We start from the raw sequence: 14,538 nt of genomic DNA, 5'->3' as shown, positions 1-14,538 counted from the left end.
CCGTCGGCCCTCCGGCCGGCGGCGTCCTTGCTCGTCCGGCTCATCCAGCCTCCTCCCGGGGCCCGCCGGAACCGGAGTTTTCTCAAGACCTGCTGAAGGTTCGGCCCGCGCGGCGCAAGGTTCGATCAACTCCGACAGAACCGCGCGATCGGCCTGCAAGAGTCCTCTTCAACGCCCCTCCCGTGGAAGAAGAAGGAACTCGTGCGCACCCGTCTCGCCTCCCTCGCGGCTCTCGCCGCGGCCGCCGTCACCCTCCCCGTGGTGACCCTCGCCGGCACCGCCGCCCCGGCGGCCGCCACCAACACCGGTCAGGTCTGCGTGCCGCTCAGCAGCACCAAGATCGACACCAAGGGCGAGCCGCAGACGGTCACGATCACCGCGCCGGAGGGCTACGTCGTGATCGCCACCTGCGTGAAGGCGGGCAGCGTCAAGCAGAACTACGGCCCGGAGTACGCCTACTACTCGGCGAACCCGACCCGGACGGTCGTGATCAAGCACAGCTCGGGCAAGGCGATCTCGCACTACAGCTACGCCGTCTGGAAGGTCGCCAACGCGGCGGCTCCCACGCCGACCCCCACCCCGACGCCGACGCCGACCCCGACGCCCACGCCCACGCCCACGCCGACCCCCACGCCCACGCCCACGCCGACGCCCACGCCGACCCCCACGCCGACCCCCACGCCGACCCCCACGCCCACGCCCACGCCGACCCCCACGCCGACGCCCACGCCGACCCCCACGCCGACGCCGACCGCGCCGCCCGTGCTGGTCCCGGACCCGACCGAGCCGGTGCTGCCGGTCCCCGCGACCCCTGAGGAGGCCGGCCTGCCGTCCTTCCCGGTCAACGAGCCGGCGGTCGACAGCAGCGGGAACTTCGACTGGAACTGGCGCTACACCGACCCGTCCTGCGACGCGCTCGTGGTCGACTACCCCTCGAACATCCCGGACGGCCAGTCCAACGACATCAACGTCCGCGTCTGGACCGACACCGCCGGCGAGGTCACGCTCAACTTCCACAACAACGAGACCACCTGGTCCGGCACCCGCGCGTTCAGCTACGCCCAGCACCCCAGGTGGCCGGCCGGCGTCCGTGACTACGCGGTCGTCTGGACCCAGGTCGCCGGCAGCAACTACCACTACGGCGAGAAGTTCCACCAGGAGCCGGCCAAGGCCCCGCTGACCTGCCGGATCGACGACGACGGCGATGCCTCGACGTACGACGTCCCGCTCGCCGTCTCCGACATCGACGGCTGGCGCAGCGCCGCCACCGTCCGCAAGGGCTCGGCGGCCCCCTCGGCCCGGGTCAACGTCGAGCAGCCCGGCCTCGAGACCCTCGCCCTGCAGCGCTACCGCACCGGCGGCACCTGGAGCACGCTGAAGACCCTCACCCCGGCCAGCCGCACGACGACCGTCACCTTCCCGCGCGAGCGGAAGAAGGGCACCTACCGCTACCGCCTGGTCCTCCCCGGCTCGGAGTCGACCACCGGAGCCACGACGGGGACCTACACCGTCCGCGTCCGCTGAGACCAGCCACCGCGAGGTGGCGCGCAGGCCACGAGGGCCGGTTCCCCGGGGGGAGGACCGGCCCTCGTGCCGTCCCCGCCGCCGGTCCGCACCGCGGACGGCACGGCGGGCACCCGTAACCCGCCTGCACCACCGGCGTTGGACGAAGGACAACCGTCGACATCGGAGCCGCGCCCCGGCAGGCAGCGGCGACAGGGAGCCTCCTTCGTGACCACACGCCGCACCGCCGCCCGGATCGCCGCCGCAGCCACCGCCGGCTCGCTCGTCCTGCTCACCGGCACGCCGGCGGTCGCCGCCGAGCCGGTCGCGCGGGCCAGCGCGACGGCGCTGCGGCTGACCATCGGGGGCACGCCGGCCGACTCGGGCACCTACTCGGTGACCAACGACGGGTCCGGCGAGAAGCGCGAGGGCAGCGACAGCCCGGCGATCTCGGTGCTCGGCGGCCAGGACTTCCTCCAGGCCGGCACGCTCGCCCAGAAGGCGCGCACCCAGGTCGAGGGCCGCAAGGGCGCGTCGGCCGCCTGCTCCGGCCTCGCCGGCGACGGCGCGGTGCTGGTGGAGGTCGACGAGGGCAGCTGCCTGCGGCCCGGCGACAACCTCGAGCTGGACGCCGCGAACCTCGACCTCTCGAACCTGCAGCTGGTCCGCTCCGACTTCCTCGCCGGCTTCGACCAGCAGCTCCAGGACGCGCTGCGCCCGGTGCTCGACCCGCTGCTCGCCGGTCTCCAGACCGCGCTCGAGCAGGTGCTCACCTCCGCCGACGCCGCGGTCGTGCTGGACCTCGGTGCCGTCCAGGCCTTCTGCGTGGCCCGCCCCGGCGAGATCAGCGGCGGCACGACGCTCGCCGGCGCCGGCGCCTCCCTCCGGCTGGCGGGGCAGGAGGTCGACCTCCTCGACCTGCCCGCCGACCCCGCACCGAACACGAAGCTCGTCACCGACCTCGGCGCGGTGCTCGACCTCCTCCTCCGGGCCCTGCGCACCCAGTTCAGGCAGGCCATCGACGGCGTGCTCGGCCCGCTGGGCCAGGTCGTCGACCAGGCCGAGGTCCTCACGTCCGCGCTCGGCACCGTCGGGGAGCAGCTCGCGCCGCTGGAGGAGAACGTCCTGGACGTCACGCTGAACAAGCAGGAGCGCGGCCGCGACCGGATCGACGTCACGGCCCTGGACCTCCGGCTGCTGCCCGCGGCCGCCAGCTTCGGCGTCGAGCTGCTGAACGTCGAGATCGGCCACAGCAGCTGCGGCCCCAACGGACGCATCCAGCCCGACGCCCCCGAGGAGCCCACGACGCCGACCCCCGACCCGCAGCCGGAGGAGCCGCAGGTGCCCACCTCGGTGCCCGCCGGGTCCGGCGGCGCCGGTCTCGGCACCGGTGGCCTGCTCGTGATCCTGCTGACGGCGCTCGGCGCGGGCGTCGTCACCACCCGTCGCAGCCTGCGCGGCTGAGCGGCCGGGCCGACCCGTGAGCGCCGAGGACGACACGCCCCGCCGGGGCGCCGCGGTACGGCGACGGGCCGCTGCGGTCGCGCGCGGCGTCTGGGTCGGCCTGCTCGTGCTGGGGCTCGGGATGACCGTGACGGGCGCGGTCCTCCCGGCCGGCGACGACGCCGCTCGATCGTACGTCGCACCGGCGCCTGCCCAGCCGGTCCGCCTGAAGATCCCCTCGCAGGGCGTCACCGCACCCGTCCTGGCGATCGGCATGTCACCGGGGCGGGTGCTGCAACCACCCGCCGACGAGCAGGAGGTCGGCTGGTGGGACGCGAGTGCCCGCGCCGGCGCGGCCCGCGGCCAGACCGTGTTCACCGGGCACACCGTCCACACCGGGGGCGGGGCGCTCAACCGCATCCCCACCCTCGAGAAGCGCGACCGGGTTCTGGTGGTCACCCGGAAGGGCACGGTGCGCTACCGGGTGACCGGGGTCCAGGTGATCAGCCGCGCCGAGCTCGCCGAGCGCGCCGAGGCGCTCTTCGGCCAGGACCACGGCCGGGGACGGCTGGTGCTGGCCTCGTGCACCGACTGGGACGGCACCGTCTTCGAGAACAACGTGGTCGTGCTCGCCCGGCGCGTCTGACTGGCCGGCGTCGTGCTGCTTCGTCCCTTGGCCCCGGGCTGGCGCGTCCGGTGTCCAGCGACAACAGGGTCGCTGAAGAGGCGGCGATCAGCTCAGACCACGATCGCTCCGTGCCACCGCCGACCGGCAGTCAGCCGGGGTCGGGGTCAGAGGTAGAGCCCGGTCGCCTCGTCGGCCAGCCGGTCGGCAGCGACGGCGTGCACGTCGCGCTCGCGCATCACGACGTACAGCTCACCGTGGACCTCGACCTCGGCCTTGTCCTCGGCCTCGAACAGGACCCGGTCGCCGACCTCGACGGCGCGCGCCTGCGGCCCGACGGCGACGACCTTGGACCAGGAGAGCCGGGTGGCGCCCATGGCCGCGGTAGCGGGGATGACGATGCCACCGGTGGAGCGGCGCTCACCGGCGTCCTTGTCGACCTCGCACAGGATGCGGTCGTGCAGCATCTTGATCGGCGTGCCGTCGTTCATGGCGCGCCCCACGGTCAGGAGGTCACCTTGCGCAGGACCACCAGGACGGCGACCGCGCCGACGACCGCGCCGACGGTCTTGAGGATGTTGTCGGTGCGCGGGTTGCCCGCGGCGTCGACGTAGTGCGCCTTGATCGAGTCGACCTCGCGGCCGACGATCGTCTTGGGGCTGGAGCGGTGCAGGAGCTGGTCGATGGTGGTCGCCAGGCGCTCGCGGGTCTCCTCGATCTCGCGCTCGAGGGAGGAGGTGTCGTTGCCCTTGCTCACGTGAGGTCTCCTGGGTTCGTGTGCGTGCCGGGAGACGCTACCAATCCCCCGGCCTCACCCGCGCGGTGCGGTGCGGTCCCGGTGCCCACTCCGCGCCCGATCGAGCGCGGGTCGAAGCCGAACGGCAGCTCCAGGCGGTGCGCGCGCATGAGCGCGTCGTCGGTCAGGACGTCGTACGTCGACCCGTCGGCGACCAAGCTCCCGTCGGAGAGCACGACCGCGCGGGGGCAGAGCTCGAGGGCGTAGGGCAGGTCGTGGGTGACCATCAGCACGGTGACGTCGAGCGAGCGCAGGATGTCGGCGAGCTCGCGGCGCGAGGCGGGATCGAGGTTCGAGGACGGCTCGTCGAGCACGAGCACCTCGGGCTGCATGGCCAGCACGGTGGCCACCGCGACCCGGCGGCGCTGGCCGAAGGAGAGGTGGTGCGGCGGCCGGTCGACGTGCTCGGCCATCCCGACCTGCTCGAGCGCCGTCATCACGCGGCGGTCGAGGTCGGCGCCGCGGACGCCGAGGTTGGCCGGGCCGAAGGCGACGTCCTCCCGGACGCTGCCCATGAAGAGCTGGTCGTCGGGGTCCTGGAAGACGATGCCGACGCGGCGACGGACCTCCTGCAGGTTCTTCCTGGCGACGCGGAGCCCGCTGACCTCGACGGTGCCGGCGCCCGCGGTGAGGATGCCGTTGAGGTGGAGCACCAGCGTCGTCTTGCCGGCCCCGTTGGGACCCAGGAGCGCGACGCGCTCACCGCGGTGGACGTGCAGGTCGACGCCGAAGAGGGCCTGGTGGCCGTCGGGGTAGGCGTAGGCCAGGCCGCGGACGTCGAGCACCGGCGCGGTCACCGCTCGCCCCCGCCGGCCGGGGCGGTGCGGGCGGCCGCGGGCATGGTGCCGGTGTAGCCGCGGGAGAGCATCGCGAGGTGCACCCGCTCGCCGCGCTCGTAGCTGCGGATGAACAGCGCACCCAGCGAGCGCGCGAGCGCCGGCCAGTGCCGCGGCGAGCGGGGGTCGCAGCCGCGGGAGCGCATCGCGGTCAGCATCCGGCCGAGGTCGCCGGTCACGACGTCGAGGTAGCGCAGCATGAAGGACATGATCTCGACCATCAGGGCCGGGACGCGCAGGCGGCGCAGACCGCGCAGCACGTCGGTGGGCTCGGTCGTGGCGGCCAGCGTCAGCGACGCCATCACGCCGAGGGTGCCCTTGACCGCGAGCCCCCACGCGGCGACCAGGCCCGGCTCGGACACGCTGAGCCCGAGGACCTCCGTGCGGGGGCCGTGGGCCACGAAGGGCACGAGCGCCGCGAAGACGAGGAACGGCACCTCGACGACCATCCGCCGCACGACCCACAGCAGCGGCACGTGGGCGGAGACGACGACGCCGACCACCACCGCGAGGTAGGCCGGGAACGCGGCGTACCACTCGTGGGGGGTCGCCACGACGAGCAGCACGAAGCCGACGAGGGCGAGGATCTTCAGGTGCGCCGGCGCGCGGTGGACGGCGCTGTGGCCGTGGTGGTGCAGGCGGTGGCCGTGGGCGGCGCCCACTCAGACCTGCTCGGCTTCGTGGCCCCGACGGGGGTCACGCTCGTCGTCGGCCGCCTCGGGCCGGGGCCCGCGCCGGCGCAGGAGCAGCGCGAGGCCGCCCGCCAGGACCAGCACGGCGAGCGTCCCGAGCACGCCGGCGATGCCCACGCTGAGCCGCTCGTCGTCGACGCCCTTGGTCGAGTAGTCGGCGAACGGGCTGTCCGAGGTCGGCGAGTCCTCGGCGGAGTCCAGGAAGCCCGTCTCGCCGGCGACGTGCTCGAGGCCGTCGGGGTGCGCGCTGGCGTAGTAGCTGGCGACGCCGGCGACGAGCAGGGCGACGACGAGCCCGGCGACCACGAGGGCGCGGGTGCTCACCCGGGGGCGGCTGCCGGCCGGCCCGCTCACGCGGCCACCGTCCGGATCTCGAGCTCGCGGGCCGCGACGACCGGTCGGGCACCGCGGACCAGGTCCGGCCGGGCCGCGACGACCGCACCGACCACCAGGCCCGTGACGACCGCCTCGCCGATGCCGATGAGGACGTGCCAGCCCACCATCGCGGTCAGCACCTTGCCGGTGTCGACCGGGGCGGTGCCGCCGACCGCGAAGAGCAGGCTGAAGACGACGGCTGCGACCGGGACCGAGACGAACGCCGCGACGGCGGCGACCGGCGCGACCGTGCCCACCCGTCGCGGCAGGACGGCCTGCAGCGCGCGGAACACGACGTACCCGACCAGCGCGGTGACCACGGCGATCAGCACGACGTTCGTGCCGAGCGCGGTGATGCCGCCGTCGGCCATGAAGAGGGCCTGGACCACGAGCACCACCGAGACGCACAGCAACCCCGTCCACGGCCCCACGAGCACCGCGGCGAGCGTCCCGCCCATCAGGTGGCCGCTCGTGCCGGCACCGACCGGGAAGTTGATCATCTGGGCCGCGAACACGAACGCCGCGACCAGGCCGGCCATCGGCGCGGTCCGGTCGTCGAGCTCGGTGCGGGCCTTGTAGAGGGCGACGCCGATGGCGCCCGCGGCGACCACCCCGGTGGCGACGGACGTCGGTGCGTCCAGGAACCCGTCGGGCACGTGCATGGAGCGGCTCCTCCCGGTGCGGCGGCCTCGACCGTCGGTGCTGGTCGGTACCGTCGGGTCCCCGGCGGTACGTCGTACCCGCCCAGCCTAGGTTGTTGCACATCACTTGCAAGAAGGAGCCCCTCGTGGCCGAGACGCCCCGCCTCTCCCCCGGCGACACCGCACCGGACTTCACGCTCACCGACGACGCCGGTGAGCAGGTGACGCTGAGCGACCTGCGGGGCCGCAAGGTGATCGTCTACTTCTACCCCTCGGCGATGACCCCGGGCTGCACCAAGCAGGCCTGCGACTTCAGTGACTCCCTCGACTCGCTGCAGGCGCAGGGCTACGAGGTCCTCGGCATCTCACCGGACGGGCCCGAGAAGCTCGCGCGGTTCCGCGAGAAGGAGGGCCTCACCATCCGGCTGCTGTCCGACCCCGACCGGTCGGTGATGACCGCCTGGGGCGCCTTCGGGGAGAAGAAGCTCTACGGCAAGGTCGTCCAGGGCGTCATCCGCTCCACCGTGGTGGTCGGCGAGGACGGCGCCGTCGAGGTCGCGCAGTACAACGTCAAGGCCACCGGCCACGTCGCGAAGCTGCGCAAGGACCTTGCGCTGGCCTGAGCACGCCTGCTCCCTAGACTCGGCGCCGCGCGCCCGTAGCCCAATTGGCAGAGGCACCAGGTTTAGGTCCTGGCCAGTGAGAGTTCGAGTCTCTCCGGGCGCACCCGTGGGTACTCGTGCGGCATGGACGACACGAAGCAGACCGGCCTGGCCCTGGTGACCGGCGCGTCGACGGGCATCGGCCTCTCGATCGCCCGCGAGCTCGGCCGCCGGGGGTACGACGTGGTGGTGACCGCCGAGGAGCCGGGGATCCACGTCGCCGCGGCCGACCTGGGGACCGAGCTGGGCGTCGACGTGCGCGCGGTGCAGGTGGACCTGACCCGCCCCGAGGAGGTGGCGCACCTCTGGCAGGAGGCGGCCGGCACCGGACGCCCCGTCGACGTGGTCGCGCTGAACGCCGGCGTGGGTGTCGGCGGGACGTTCGCCGACACCGACCTGGAGCGCCACCTCGGCCTGGTCGACCTCAACGTCCGCTCCACCGTCCACCTCGCCAAGCTGGCGGTCGACGACATGGTGGCCCGCGGCAGCGGCCGGATCCTGATGACCGCCTCGATCGCCGCCGTCGCGCCCAGCCCGTTCCAGGCGACGTACGCCGCGTCCAAGGCGTTCGTGCACTCCTTCGCCGAGGGCATCCGCCACGAGCTGCAGGACACCGGCGTCGTCGTCACCTCGCTGATGCCCGGACCGACCGACACCGAGTTCTTCCGGCGCGCCGGACTGCTCGACACCCCGCTCGGCCAGGGCCCGAAGGACGACCCGGACGACGTCGCCCGGGACGGGCTCGACGCACTCTTCGCCGGCAAGCCGCACGTCGTGGCCGGGTCGTTGAAGAACCGCGCGATGGCCGAGCTGGCCACCCACCTGCCGGACCGGGTGACGACCAAGGCCTTCGCCACGCAGACGAAGAAGAAGGACGACTGACCTCGGCCCGTTCCCGGGCGGCCTGTGACGCCGGTCACTAGAGTCCGGCCATGGACTCCGCGCTCACGACCGTCGGCCTGCCGATCGCGCTCGCGATCATCATGTTCGGCCTCGGCCTGTCCCTCGTGCCCGACGACTTCCGTCGCGTCGCCCGCGCCCCGCGGGCCGTGGCGGTCGCCCTGGCCTGCCAGCTCCTCCTGCTGCCCCTGCTCTGCTTCGGCCTCGTGGAGCTGCTGGACCTCCCGCCGCTGCTCGCGGTCGGCATGATGCTGCTGGCCGCGAGCCCCGGCGGGACCAGCGCGAACCTGTTCAGCCACCTGTTCCGCGGCGACGTGGCGCTGAACGTGTCGCTGACCGCGATCAACTCGGTGGTGGCCATCGCGTCCCTGCCGGTGATCACCAACCTCGCGATCGACCACTACGGCCTCGGCGACGAGGTCTCCCTGCAGTTCTCCAAGGTGGTCGAGGTCTTCGCGGTCGTCCTCGTGCCGGTCGTGCTCGGCATGCTGGTGCGTGCCCGCGCGGAGGCGTTCGCGCTGCGCATGGACCGACCGGTGCGCACCGGCTCGGCGGTCATCCTGGCCGTCCTGGTGCTCGGCATCCTGGTCGACCAGCGCTCGAGCGTCGGCGAGTACCTCGCCGACGTCGGCCTCGCCGCCGCGGTCTTCTGCGCCCTCTCCCTCGTCGTGGGGTACGTCGTGCCGCGTGCGGCCGGCGTCCGCGAGGCCCAGGCGGTCGCGTCGTCGATGGAGATCGGCGTGCACAACGCCACGCTGGCCATCTTCGTCGCCGTCGAGGTGCTCGACAACACCGAGATCTCGGTGCCCGCGGCGGTCTACTCGGTCTCCATGTTCGTCTTCGCGGCCCTGTGGGGGCTGCTGCTCACCAAGGTCCTCGTCCGCCGCGGCACCGCTCCCGCCGGGTCGACGCCCGTCGCCTGAGCGGTCAGCCGAGCGCGTCGGCGACGAGCGGGGCGATCTCGCGCAGCGCGCGGCCGCGGTGGGAGATGGCGTCCTTGTCCTCGCGGGTCAGCTCCGCCGTGGAGCGCCCCGGGTGGTCGTCGGCCTCGAACAGCACGTCGTACCCGAAGCCGCCGGTCCCCCGGACCCCGTGCAGCACCCGGCCGTCCATCCGCCCGTGCACGACCAGCTCGCCACCGGGGTGGCAGAAGGCCACGGCGCAGGTGAAGTGGGCGCCCCGCCGCTCGTCGGGCACGTCGGACAGCTGGGCGAGCAGCAGCTCGTTGTTGCGCTCGTCGGACTTCGGCGGTCCCGACCAGCGGGCGGACAGGACGCCCGGCATGCCGTTGAGCGCGTCGACGCAGATGCCCGAGTCGTCGGCCAGGGAGGGCAGCCCGGTGGCGGCCAGGCCGGCCCGGGCCTTGAGCAGGGCGTTGCCCTCGAAGGTCGGCTGGTCCTCGACCGGCTCGTCGTACGCCGGCACGTCGTCGAGGCCGACGACCTCGATGGCGGGTGCGTGCTCGCGCATGATGCGCTCCATCTCCGCGAGCTTCTTCGCGTTGCGCGAGGCCAGGAAGACCTTCACCGGGCGAGCGCCTCCTGCTGCAGGCGGGTGAGGTCCGCGCAGCCCTTCTCGGCGAGCCCGAGCAGCGCGTCGAGCTCGCTGCGGTCGAACGCGGCGCCCTCCGCGGTGCCCTGGACCTCCACGAACTTGCCGGCCCCGGTCATCACGACGTTCATGTCGGTCTCGGCGCGGACGTCCTCGACGTAGGGCAGGTCGAGGCGGGGGACGCCGTCGATGATGCCCACGCTGATCGCGGCGACCGAGCCGGTCAGCGGCTCGCCCTTCAGCGCGCCGGCGGCGCGCAGCGAGGCGACGGCGTCGGCCAGCGCGACGTAGGCCCCGGTGATCGCCGCGGTGCGGGTGCCGCCGTCGGCCTGGAGCACGTCGCAGTCCAGGACGATGGTGTTCTCCCCCAGCGCCTGGTAGTCGATCACCGCGCGCAGCGAGCGGCCGATGAGCCGGCTGATCTCGTGGGTGCGGCCGCCGATGCGGCCCTTGACCGACTCCCGGTCCGAGCGGGTGTTCGTGGCGGCCGGGAGCATGGCGTACTCCGCTGTGACCCAGCCCAGGCCGGAGCCCTTGCGCCAGCGCGGGACGCCCTCGGAGGCGGAGGCGGCGCAGAGGACGCGGGTCTTCCCGAACTCCACCAGCACCGAGCCCGCGGCGTGGTCCAGCCAGCCGCGGGTGATCTTCACGGGGCGCAGCTCGTCGTCGGCCCGGCCGTCTTCGCGTGTCATGGGGACCACGCTAGAGGGCCGGGCCGACGACGGTGAGCCGGGGACGGGACCGGGCTACTTGACCTCGGCCCGCAGCACGCGGATCAACCCGAGGACGAACGGCAGCACGATCCAGATCAGCGAGGTCGTGGCCAGCTGGGCGTACTCCTCACCGGACAGCCCGGACCCGCCGAAGCTGTTGAACAGCGGTGCCTGCGCGGTGCTCAGGTCCAGCCAGGGCGCGAGGTCCTCCAGCGCCGAGACCAGGCTGAACACGATGCTCGAGGCGATCGGCAGCACGAAGAACGTCACGATCGCCGCGGGGGTGTTGAGCAGGATCAGGCCGTAGGCCAGGCCCTGCAGGATCGTGAGCAGCTGCAGCGCGAGGAACAGCACGAAGAGCTTCGTCTCGACGTCGTCGAAGCCGCCGTCGGCCCCGCCCAGCATCGTGCACACGGCAGCCACCACGAGGGCGGCGGCGAAGGCCGCGACGCCGAAGATGAGCGCGGCGACGGTCTTGGCGGCGATGACCTTCGTCCGCGACGGCTCGAGGGCGAAGGTGACCATCGCGGTCCGCTGGGACCACTCGCTGGTCACCAGCAGGATGCCGAGGACCGGGAGCAGGAAGCCCTGCGGGGTGGCGGAGATGCCGATGAAGTTGCCGAACGTGCGCTCGGGCTGGTCGGCGGCGAAGAAGAAGATCGTCATGATCGCCGCGGTGATCAAGACGATCGCGCCCAGCAGCCAGCGGCCGGCGCGGGTGTCGTAGATCTTGCGCAGCTCGACCGACACCAGCCGGGCGAACGGCACCTTCGGCGTGCCCGAGACGTCGAGGGTCATGGGAGCGGTGGGTGCGGTGCTCATGCCTGGGCTCCTTGCTGGTGCTGCTGCTGCGGCTGGTTCGGGTCCTGGAGCTGGGTCGCGGCGGCGGGGTGGCCCTCGCGCTGGGTGCCGGCGGTGAGCTCGAGGAAGAGGTCCTCCAGCCCGCGGCGGCCGTTGCGCAGGTCGGTCAGGACGACCCCCGCCTGGAGGGCGGCGCGGCCGACGTCGACGGGCTCGGCGTCGACCCGCAGGCCCTCGCCGGCCGGGGTGACCGTGTGGCCCTGGGCCCGCAGCGCGCCGGCCAGGGCGTCGTTGTCGAGCGCGGTGACGTACGCCGCGGCCGGGCCCGACTGGGCCAGCAGGGTCTTCTTGTCGCCCTGGGCGACGATCCGGCCGCGACCGATGAGGATCATCTCGTCGGCGACCAGCTCGACCTCGTTGAGCAGGTGGCTGGAGAGCAGCACGGTGCCGCCGCGGTTGGCGTAGCCCTTGAGCAGGTCGCGCATCCACCGGATGCCGGCCGGGTCCAGGCCGTTGGCGGGCTCGTCGAGGATCAGCACCGACGGGTCGCCGAGCAGGGCGTGGGCGATGCCGAGCCGCTGCTTCATGCCGAGGGAGTAGTTGCGCATCCGCCGCGTGGCCTCGGCGTCGGTCAGCGAGACCAGCGCCAGCATCTCGTCGACCCGCGACATGGGCAGGCCCATCGTCTTCGCGCCGAGGGTGAGGATCTCGCGGCCGGTGCGCCCGGCGTGCTGGGCGCCGGCGTCGAGGAGCACCCCGACGTGGCGGCCGGGGTTGGGGATGTCGTGGTAGTCCAGCCCGCCGATCGTCACCTGCCCCTTCGTGGCCGGGGTCAGACCCACCATGATCCGCATCGTGGTCGTCTTCCCGGCCCCGTTGGGGCCGAGGAAGCCGGTCACGCGGCCGGGTTGGCAGGTGAAGCTCACGTCGTCGACGGCGGTGAAGCCGCCGTACGTCCTGGTCAGTCGGTCGACCTTGATCATGGTGACCACCCTGCCCGAAGGGGTGGGCGCCGCGCACCGGACGCGCGGCGGTGGCGGGGGTGACGAAAGTAGGGGGCCGGTGCCGACCGGCGCAGGCTGACGGTACGCCGCCGGGCGGCCCTAGCCTGGCCCCGTGGACCGGCCGGGCCCCGAGGACTTCCAGCCGCCGCTGACGCCCTGGGGGCGGACGTGGCGGCTGCTCGCCATGCTCGCGCTGACCGCGATCGTGTGGCTGCCGGTGGCCGGGGCGCAGCTGCGGGAGGCCCGCTGGCTGTTCTGGCTCGACCTCGGCCTGGGGCTGGTGTCCTACCTCCTGGTGACCCGGCGGCGGCAGTGGCCGCTCGCGGTCGCCCTGCTGACCAGCGCGTTCGCCGGGATCTCCGGCGTGGCGGCCGGGCCGGCGACGCTGGCGGCGGTCTCCGTCGCCACCCGCCGGCGGTGGCAGCAGCTCGCCGTGGTCTTCGTCGTGGGGCTGGCCGGCGCCCAGCTGTTCACGATCACCCAGGACGACGGCGGCGACCCGCTGTGGCTGCTGACCACCCTCAACGTCATCGTGCTGGCGGCGTGCATCGGCTGGGGCATGTACCTCGGCTCCCGCCGCGAGCTGCTGTGGACGCTGCGGCACCGCGCCGAGCGCGCGGAGGCCGAGCAGGAGCTGCGGGTCGCACGCGCCCGCAGCACCGAGCGGGCTCGCATCGCGCGGGAGATGCACGACGTGCTGGCCCACCGGATCTCCCAGATCTCGCTCCACGCGGGGGCGCTGAGCTTCCGCGAGGACCTCTCGGCCGAGCAGATGCGGGCCAGCGCGGCGGTCATCCAGGACAAGGCGCACGAGGCGCTGACCGACCTGCGCGGCGTGCTCGGCGTCCTTCGCGACGAGGACACCGGCGAGGTCGTCCACACCCCGCAGCCGACGTACGACGACGTCCCCCGGCTCGTGGCCGAGGCGACCGAGGCGGGGCTGCACGTCGAGCACCTCGACCGGGTCGACCGCACGGCGGGCCCGGTGCCCGACGGCGTCGGCCGCACGGTCTACCGGATCGTCCAGGAGGGGATCACCAACGCCCGCAAGCACGCTCCGGGGGCACTGCTGACCATCGAGGTGAGCGGCTCCCCCGAGCACGGCGTGGACGTCTGCCTGCGCAACCCGCTCGGCTTCGGGACGGGCGTCACCCCGGGTGCCGGGCTCGGCCTGGTCGGGCTGTCGGAGCGCGCCGACCTGCGCGGCGGGCGCCTGGAGCACCGCCGCGACAGCGGGGCGTTCGTGCTGCACGGGTGGCTGCCGTGGGCGGCGTGACCGGCCCGGCGGCCGGTGCCGTGGCCGGCCCCGCGGCGCGGCCGGTCCGGGTGCTGGTCGTCGACGACGACCCGCTGGTGCGGTCGGCGCTGTCGCTGATGCTCGGCGGACAGGCCGACCTGGAGGTCGTGGGCGAGGCCGGGAACGGCCGCGAGGGCGTGCTGCTCGGCGACTCGCTGCGGCCCGACGTGGTGCTGATGGACATCCGGATGCCGGTGCTCGACGGGCTGGAGGCCACCCGGCGGCTGCACCGGCTGCCCGACCCGCCGCGGGTGATCGTGCTGACGACGTTCGACGCCGACGAGCACGTGGTCGAGGCGCTGGCCGCGGGTGCCGACGGGTTCCTGCTCAAGGACACCCCGCCGGCCCGGATCGTCGAGGCGCTGCGCAAGGTCGCCGACGGGGAACCGATGCTCTCCCCCTCGGTGACGCGGACCCTCATCGACCGGCTGCGCGCGGCGCACGCCGAGCCCGCCGACGACCGCGCGCTCCGCGCCGAGCGGCGGCTGGCGCTGCTCACCGAGCGGGAGCGCGAGGTGGCCCTGGCGGTCGGGCGCGGACTGAGCAACGCCGAGATCGCCCGGGAGCTCCACCTCTCGGTGCCGACCGTGAAGGCGCACGTGTCCCGGCTCTTCGACAAGCTGGTCGTCACCAACCGGGTGCAGATCGCGATCTGCGTGCACGACGCCGGGCTCGTCTGAGGCGGACCGGCGCGGGGCG

The 14,538-nt window shown here is 73.7% G+C and carries 18 protein-coding genes and 1 tRNA gene; 9 read left to right on the top strand and 10 right to left on the bottom strand.

Going from position 1 to position 14,538, the window contains the following annotated elements; genetic code table 11:
* Window positions 1-201 precede the first annotated feature (201 nt).
* The 3 genes from OSR43_RS06050 to OSR43_RS06040 all read left to right on the top strand — a co-directional run bounded on the left by OSR43_RS06050 (window position 202) and on the right by OSR43_RS06040 (window position 3,592).
* Window positions 202-1,524 carry a hypothetical protein gene (locus OSR43_RS06050; protein WP_302270260.1) on the top strand — a complete coding sequence of 441 codons (1,323 nt, stop codon included), beginning with the start codon at window positions 202-204 and terminating at the stop codon, window positions 1,522-1,524.
* A gap of 207 nt (window positions 1,525-1,731) precedes the next feature.
* The gene (locus OSR43_RS06045; RefSeq protein WP_302270258.1) at window positions 1,732-2,967 is read left to right on the top strand and encodes a hypothetical protein; all 1,236 of its coding nucleotides are present in this window, start codon (window positions 1,732-1,734) and stop codon (window positions 2,965-2,967) included.
* 16 nt (window positions 2,968-2,983) lie between these two features.
* Window positions 2,984-3,592 carry a class F sortase gene (locus tag OSR43_RS06040; protein WP_302270256.1) on the top strand — a complete coding sequence of 203 codons (609 nt, stop codon included), beginning with the start codon at window positions 2,984-2,986 and terminating at the stop codon, window positions 3,590-3,592.
* Window positions 3,593-3,738: 146 nt separating this feature from the next.
* Here the strand turns inward: OSR43_RS06040 and OSR43_RS06035 are convergent, their stop codons facing one another.
* Genes OSR43_RS06035 through OSR43_RS06010 form a run of 6 tightly spaced genes read right to left on the bottom strand, consistent with a single transcriptional unit; the run spans window position 3,739 to window position 6,932 of the window.
* Entirely contained in the window at window positions 3,739-4,062 is a 324-nt protein-coding gene (locus OSR43_RS06035) for a co-chaperone GroES (protein WP_302270255.1), read from the bottom strand.
* A gap of 14 nt (window positions 4,063-4,076) precedes the next feature.
* The gene (locus tag OSR43_RS06030) at window positions 4,077-4,328 is read right to left on the bottom strand and encodes a DUF3618 domain-containing protein (RefSeq protein WP_302270253.1); all 252 of its coding nucleotides are present in this window, start codon (window positions 4,326-4,328) and stop codon (window positions 4,077-4,079) included.
* Window positions 4,325-5,164 carry an energy-coupling factor ABC transporter ATP-binding protein gene (locus OSR43_RS06025; RefSeq protein WP_302270252.1) on the bottom strand — a complete coding sequence of 280 codons (840 nt, stop codon included), beginning with the start codon at window positions 5,162-5,164 and terminating at the stop codon, window positions 4,325-4,327. The genes OSR43_RS06030 and OSR43_RS06025 overlap by 4 nt, the downstream gene beginning before the upstream one ends.
* On the bottom strand, window positions 5,161-5,865 hold the full coding sequence (gene cbiQ, locus OSR43_RS06020) for a cobalt ECF transporter T component CbiQ (RefSeq protein ID WP_302270250.1): 705 nt from the start codon (window positions 5,863-5,865) through the stop codon (window positions 5,161-5,163). The genes OSR43_RS06025 and cbiQ overlap by 4 nt, the downstream gene beginning before the upstream one ends.
* Entirely contained in the window at window positions 5,866-6,249 is a 384-nt protein-coding gene (locus OSR43_RS06015) for a PDGLE domain-containing protein (RefSeq protein ID WP_302270249.1), read from the bottom strand.
* Window positions 6,246-6,932 carry an energy-coupling factor ABC transporter permease gene (locus OSR43_RS06010; protein WP_302270246.1) on the bottom strand — a complete coding sequence of 229 codons (687 nt, stop codon included), beginning with the start codon at window positions 6,930-6,932 and terminating at the stop codon, window positions 6,246-6,248. Before OSR43_RS06010 ends, OSR43_RS06015 begins: the two co-directional genes overlap by 4 nt.
* Window positions 6,933-7,057: 125 nt before the next feature.
* Here OSR43_RS06010 and bcp point away from each other — a divergent pair, with 125 nt between their 5' ends.
* The 4 genes from bcp to OSR43_RS05990 all read left to right on the top strand — a co-directional run bounded on the left by bcp (window position 7,058) and on the right by OSR43_RS05990 (window position 9,396).
* Complete coding sequence (bcp, locus tag OSR43_RS06005; protein ID WP_302270244.1) at window positions 7,058-7,534, top strand: thioredoxin-dependent thiol peroxidase; 477 nt, start codon at window positions 7,058-7,060, stop codon at window positions 7,532-7,534.
* A 29-nt stretch (window positions 7,535-7,563) separates the two neighbouring features.
* Window positions 7,564-7,637 (top strand) — tRNA-Leu (locus tag OSR43_RS06000).
* A 20-nt stretch (window positions 7,638-7,657) separates the two neighbouring features.
* Window positions 7,658-8,455: an SDR family oxidoreductase gene (locus OSR43_RS05995; RefSeq protein ID WP_302270242.1), complete on the top strand. Its 798-nt coding sequence runs from the start codon at window positions 7,658-7,660 to the stop codon at window positions 8,453-8,455.
* Window positions 8,456-8,505: 50 nt separating this feature from the next.
* Window positions 8,506-9,396 (top strand): bile acid:sodium symporter family protein, encoded by an 891-nt coding sequence (locus OSR43_RS05990; protein ID WP_302270241.1) that lies wholly within the window; start codon window positions 8,506-8,508, stop codon window positions 9,394-9,396.
* Between the two features lie 4 nt (window positions 9,397-9,400).
* Here OSR43_RS05990 and rdgB read toward each other — a convergent pair whose 3' ends face one another.
* Genes rdgB through OSR43_RS05970 form a run of 4 tightly spaced genes read right to left on the bottom strand, consistent with a single transcriptional unit; the run spans window position 9,401 to window position 12,521 of the window.
* Complete coding sequence (gene rdgB / locus OSR43_RS05985) at window positions 9,401-10,000, bottom strand: RdgB/HAM1 family non-canonical purine NTP pyrophosphatase (protein WP_302270238.1); 600 nt, start codon at window positions 9,998-10,000, stop codon at window positions 9,401-9,403.
* Window positions 9,997-10,716: a ribonuclease PH gene (rph, locus tag OSR43_RS05980; RefSeq protein ID WP_302270236.1), complete on the bottom strand. Its 720-nt coding sequence runs from the start codon at window positions 10,714-10,716 to the stop codon at window positions 9,997-9,999. The genes rdgB and rph overlap by 4 nt, the downstream gene beginning before the upstream one ends.
* Before the next feature lie 54 nt (window positions 10,717-10,770).
* Complete coding sequence (locus tag OSR43_RS05975) at window positions 10,771-11,559, bottom strand: ABC transporter permease (RefSeq protein ID WP_302270234.1); 789 nt, start codon at window positions 11,557-11,559, stop codon at window positions 10,771-10,773.
* Window positions 11,556-12,521, bottom strand: a complete 966-nt coding sequence (locus tag OSR43_RS05970) for an ABC transporter ATP-binding protein (protein WP_302270232.1) — start codon at window positions 12,519-12,521, stop codon at window positions 11,556-11,558. The genes OSR43_RS05975 and OSR43_RS05970 overlap by 4 nt, the downstream gene beginning before the upstream one ends.
* A gap of 133 nt (window positions 12,522-12,654) precedes the next feature.
* On the opposite strand from OSR43_RS05970, the gene OSR43_RS05965 reads away from it, so the two are divergent.
* Both OSR43_RS05965 and OSR43_RS05960 read left to right on the top strand, forming a co-directional pair.
* Window positions 12,655-13,818 carry a sensor histidine kinase gene (locus OSR43_RS05965; RefSeq protein ID WP_302270231.1) on the top strand — a complete coding sequence of 388 codons (1,164 nt, stop codon included), beginning with the start codon at window positions 12,655-12,657 and terminating at the stop codon, window positions 13,816-13,818.
* The gene (locus tag OSR43_RS05960; RefSeq protein WP_302270230.1) at window positions 13,815-14,519 is read left to right on the top strand and encodes a response regulator transcription factor; all 705 of its coding nucleotides are present in this window, start codon (window positions 13,815-13,817) and stop codon (window positions 14,517-14,519) included. The genes OSR43_RS05965 and OSR43_RS05960 overlap by 4 nt, the downstream gene beginning before the upstream one ends.
* Window positions 14,520-14,538: the final 19 nt, after the last annotated feature.

The sequence above is a fragment of the Nocardioides sp. Arc9.136 genome (genome assembly GCF_030506255.1).
Lineage (GTDB): Bacteria > Actinomycetota > Actinomycetes > Propionibacteriales > Nocardioidaceae > Nocardioides.
This window is presented reverse-complemented; position numbering and strand designations above follow the sequence as displayed.

Bases quoted from the DNA above. Each gene is read 5' to 3' on its own strand.
- OSR43_RS06035 (WP_302270255.1), bottom strand. From the start codon at position 4,062: ATGAACGACGGCACGCCGATCAAGATGCTGCACGACCGCATCCTGTGC.
- OSR43_RS06010 (WP_302270246.1), bottom strand. From the start codon at position 6,932: ATGCACGTGCCCGACGGGTTCCTGGACGCACCGACGTCCGTCGCCACC.
- OSR43_RS05995 (WP_302270242.1), top strand. From the start codon at position 7,658: ATGGACGACACGAAGCAGACCGGCCTGGCCCTGGTGACCGGCGCGTCG.
- OSR43_RS05990 (WP_302270241.1), top strand. From the start codon at position 8,506: ATGGACTCCGCGCTCACGACCGTCGGCCTGCCGATCGCGCTCGCGATC.
- rph (WP_302270236.1), bottom strand. From the start codon at position 10,716: ATGACACGCGAAGACGGCCGGGCCGACGACGAGCTGCGCCCCGTGAAG.
- OSR43_RS05975 (WP_302270234.1), bottom strand. From the start codon at position 11,559: ATGAGCACCGCACCCACCGCTCCCATGACCCTCGACGTCTCGGGCACG.
- OSR43_RS05970 (WP_302270232.1), bottom strand. From the start codon at position 12,521: ATGATCAAGGTCGACCGACTGACCAGGACGTACGGCGGCTTCACCGCC.